General features: G+C 60.7%; 3 protein-coding genes. All 3 read right to left on the reverse strand.

Features of this window, described 5'->3' with window-relative positions; translation table 11 throughout:
• Window positions 1-100 precede the first annotated feature (100 nt).
• On the reverse strand, window positions 101-1,927 hold the full coding sequence (locus BGN91_RS06700) for a UvrD-helicase domain-containing protein (protein WP_292611650.1): 1,827 nt from the start codon (window positions 1,925-1,927) through the stop codon (window positions 101-103).
• Between the two features lie 11 nt (window positions 1,928-1,938).
• Window positions 1,939-3,729, reverse strand: a complete 1,791-nt coding sequence (locus tag BGN91_RS06705; protein ID WP_292611652.1) for an AAA family ATPase — start codon at window positions 3,727-3,729, stop codon at window positions 1,939-1,941.
• 21 nt (window positions 3,730-3,750) lie between these two features.
• On the reverse strand, window positions 3,751-4,096 hold a 346-nt coding region (locus BGN91_RS06710), incomplete at its 5' end, for a GNAT family N-acetyltransferase (protein ID WP_292611654.1).

A 4,096-nucleotide genomic window follows, 5' to 3' on the forward strand; every position in this document is an offset into this window, starting at 1 on the left:
GCGGTGCGTGTCAATGAAAGTCGGCTTTGGGGAGGGAGAGGCCCGGACAACTCAAGGCTCTCGAAGGAGGAAACTCCCCGCAATGGCGTGACGGACCCGCCTAATCGCGGGGCGGCAGGAGCAGGATGCAAACGTCGTCCCTGGGAGTCAGGATAGTCGTGCGCGCCTTTGCGCGCGTAACGCTGACCCGGAAATTCTGGCGCGCCTGCGTCATCGTCCCATCGTGAAAATTGCCCGATACTATGCGATCAGGATTGGCAACGATTTCGCCCCGCGCCCGCTTCGGCCACCCTTCGAAGATGATCACTTCGTCAAATTGCTTGCCCTTTGCCTTGTGCATGTTCATCACCACGACTCCGGACTCGGGCTTGTGAGCCGTCGCGAAGTGCTCCTGCACGAACGATTGCCGGGTGATGGCGAGGGCGTTGCGATATCCTCCGGTGTTGCGCCAGTCCTGGGCCAGCCCCTGGCGGAGTTGTGTTCCCCGCTCAAGCAGGCGAACGTTACGGACCTCCTTGGCGACATCGTTCAGTCGCTGGCACGGCCCAGCATCCAGTACGCCGCGCACTGCTACCCAGTCCGCATCGGGATCGCCCGTTAATGTCAGGGCGGCCGATGCCTGATGGACGGCAAAGGTGCCCTTCAAGACGCTGTTACCCGGCGTCGCCCGTCCTTTCGCAAGGCACTCGTTCCATTTGGCCAACGCCGCTCGAAAGCGCGTAGCCTCGTCCATGTCTCCTTTAGTCGGCGCCGTGCCGCCACGTCCGTGGAAATAGCTGCACAGCAGCTCGACAAACTCATCGAAGCATCCCAAGTGCTCGCGCTGCTGAAGCAGGAAGGCGATGATCTCCGCCGCGAGGATGGGACCTTCCATATCGACGGCCGCCGTGTGCGCAATCGGTGGGACATTCCCGAACGGCTGACGCAGCACGTCAGACACCAATCGAGTCATCTTCTTTGTGGGCACGAGAACCGCCAGAGACCAGTCGCGACGGCCGGTCTCGAGCAACCGTTTGCGGGCCTGCAGTACCTGGCCGACCAGCGAAGCGTAAGCTTGATTGGGGTTCGACTCGAACAGCGCGTAGCCGATCCCCCTGTACTCGTTCTGCCGGAATTTGCCGGTCAGGATGTCATTGCCGAATAGGGCGATCTCGGTCCCCTCGCTCCGATGGTTGTCGCTGGCGAGATCGTGAACCGCTGGCGCAAAGGCCGCCATGAAATGGTTCAGTCTCTCCGGGTCGGCGCCGATGAAGTCGAATATGCGCTGCTCTGGATCCGCCAGGGCGATCAGCGTGCTGCTGGCACCCAGCGCCTGCACCACACGCCACTGCTCGGCGTTGGTGTCCTGAAACTCATCCAGGATGATGTACGGATACATCGTCGAGATGAGCGACCGCACCTTGTTGGATCCATGGAGCAGGATCGCCACGCGGTCGGCGAAGAGGTCGAAGCAGATCCTCCCCTCTTCGGTCGCCAGACGGATGCGTTCTGCTTCCTCCCGCGCGCGCTTCTCCGCCTTTTCCTCGTCCGACAGTTTCGATGCCGCCTTGTAGCCGCTTCGAACCGCCGACAGCGCGATCGCCTCATTCGGAGGCGTGAGGATTGTCATCCGCCGCGGAAAGCCGACGAGATAGCCGTGTGTCTTCAGGATGCGCCAAAAGAACGAATGGTAGGTGTCGACCTCGATCCGCTGCCGCTCCTCCCGCGTGATCGCGCTTTCCTCGTCAATCGCCTCTAGGACACGCGAGACGGTCGCGCGCGCGAAACTGAGGAAGAGGATGTGCTGACCTGGCTTCAGCGCCTCGCGCGCGATCTTGGCGGCTTTGAAGATCGAGACGGTCGTCTTTCCAGAACCAGGCCCGCCGGTCACGAGCTGGTGGCCGACGGCTCGGAGAACTTCCTTTTGCGTCTCGGTCAGGTCGACCACGGTACCCTCACCTAACTGAGAGGATCAACGTCGGGTTCGTCGTCGTCGGGCGGCGGCGGTGGCGGATCGCAGAGTGCTTTCAATGTGATGCAGGCGTCGCGCAACCACTTAGGAATCTCGGCTTCGGAGCACTGCGCTAGAAACTCAGCGATACCCCAATTTCCCTTCGACCAGCCGAAATACTCCTTCAGCGCCACGACAGCCTGCGCCTTTGGATTGGGATATTTCGCTACCAAATGCGGCGGCCAATCGAGCTGATCGGCAAATCGGTCAAGCGCGGCCTGCGTGGTGTTCTTGAGGATCAAATCCTCAATACCCTTCTCGCCGTGCATGAACAGGCGTTCCACCTGGGCTTCAATGGCCGCCTTTGCGGGATCGGTCTGTTTATCGCATAGCGCAAAGGTGCGCTTGCCAAGGCTCTTGTATAGGGCGCCAAGGTCGGCGATCTGAGTCTCAGTCCCGGCGTCGATTATGCACACACCAAGGGCTTCCAACGACGCGTAGGTCGCTGGATTGAGCTCGGACAGGCGTCGCGCAGCGACCGGAAAGGCGGTCGCCTCCGTCGCTCCTTCGGCAATAAGGACACGACGCGAAAGGAGCCCTTCGCAAAACCGGGTTCGGAACTCGTGGCGGTAGCGCTTGTGCTTGACGCTCTCCGGCAGCTCGATCTTGGATTGGCCTAGTTGGCCGTCGTCTGACCGTGACAGAATGACGGTTTCATCAAGGCTGAACTCCTCGAGCACATACGGGGAGTGCGACGTGAAGAGCGACTGGGCCGAGAGCTTGCGCAGCTCGTGGACGATGCGCTTTTGTGCATATGGTGGGATCGCCGTTTCGGCTTCCTCCATGGCGAAAATGACATTCTGCTTGTCCTCGGCGATCTGCGACAGCATCGCGAGCACCAACATGTTGATCGTCCCCGTACCTTGCCGATAGAACGGGGCGGCATGCTCGCCCGTGCCGGTGGCGATAAAGGCGGTGACCACCTTGCGCAGATGTTCACGCGTCAGGTTCGACACCTTTAGGTGCGGCTTCACGCCCCATTCGCGCGGAACGTATTTCTTGAGCGACTTGTCGATGCTTTCGAGCACCCCCGATATGCCGAGCTCGGGATCGCTCGCGACGTCGAAGCCCGCGAGCGTTTCGATCGTCCCTTCCCACATCTGCGGCCGAATTTCCTTCAGCCGCAGGATAATGTCGAGCAAGCTACCATGTTCGAGACTGAGCGCCCGAGATCCAGTCCTTAGCGAGCGCAAGAAGAGAAAGCCGCAGTGCTGCTTGTCCTTCTTGGAGAAGGACGACGGCGTATCCTCTTCAGACAGGCTGCGCGTAAAGTAGGTGTTGCCGATAAAGTCGTCCTCATCGGGATCATATTCGCCGATGAACGTAACCCGCAGCGCCGCCTTGATCTCGGCGGCATCGACACCGACGGGCTTCGCCTCCTGATAAAGAACCCCGGTGATCGTATTCAGCCACTCGACATTGTCCCCAAAGCGCGCCTCCTGCTCGGGCGACAGATTGGTGATCGTCACCTCAACCGTGATCTTCGGTGCCGGGCCAGGCTCAGCGCCTTCGGGCGCCTCAGGATCCTCAACAGGCAGATACTTGCCTTGATAGAAATCATGCTCATCCACGGGCGGCCGCCGGCTCAGCCGATCCGGCCCAAGGGCCAAGTCTATCGCCTCGAATACGGACGATTTTCCGGTGTTGTTATCTCCAATCAAGACGGCGTGGTCTGGCAGCGTCAGCTTGGCGGAACGGATGCCTCGAAAGTTCTCGATCGCTACGGAAAATATCTTCACCGCGTTCCCCCCTGGCATTTCTTATTCGAACAGCCGCCGGATGTCTGCCATCGGCCTGAACAGCTTCATGGGCTGGTCCAGCAATGGCAGGAAACTCTCCAGTTCATAGAAGCGGCGGGCACCCTCATCTTTCGCATCGACGATCACCGCGAAGGAGGCGACCTCGCTTCGGGAGGCGCGGTAGAGAGCGTCGGCCAGCAGGAAACGCCCATAACCCTTCCCCTGTTGGCGGCGATCGACGGCCAGCCGGCCCAGAAGCGTCGCCGGCACGAGCGGGTATCGCGGAAGCTTGCGCACTATCTGCGCTGGCAGTTCGGGGAGCTGCACCGATGTCGAAGAGAGCGTGTAGTAGCCGGCGATAGTCTCA

The organism is Nitrobacter sp. 62-13, from assembly GCF_001896955.1.
Taxonomy (GTDB): domain Bacteria; phylum Pseudomonadota; class Alphaproteobacteria; order Rhizobiales; family Xanthobacteraceae; genus Nitrobacter.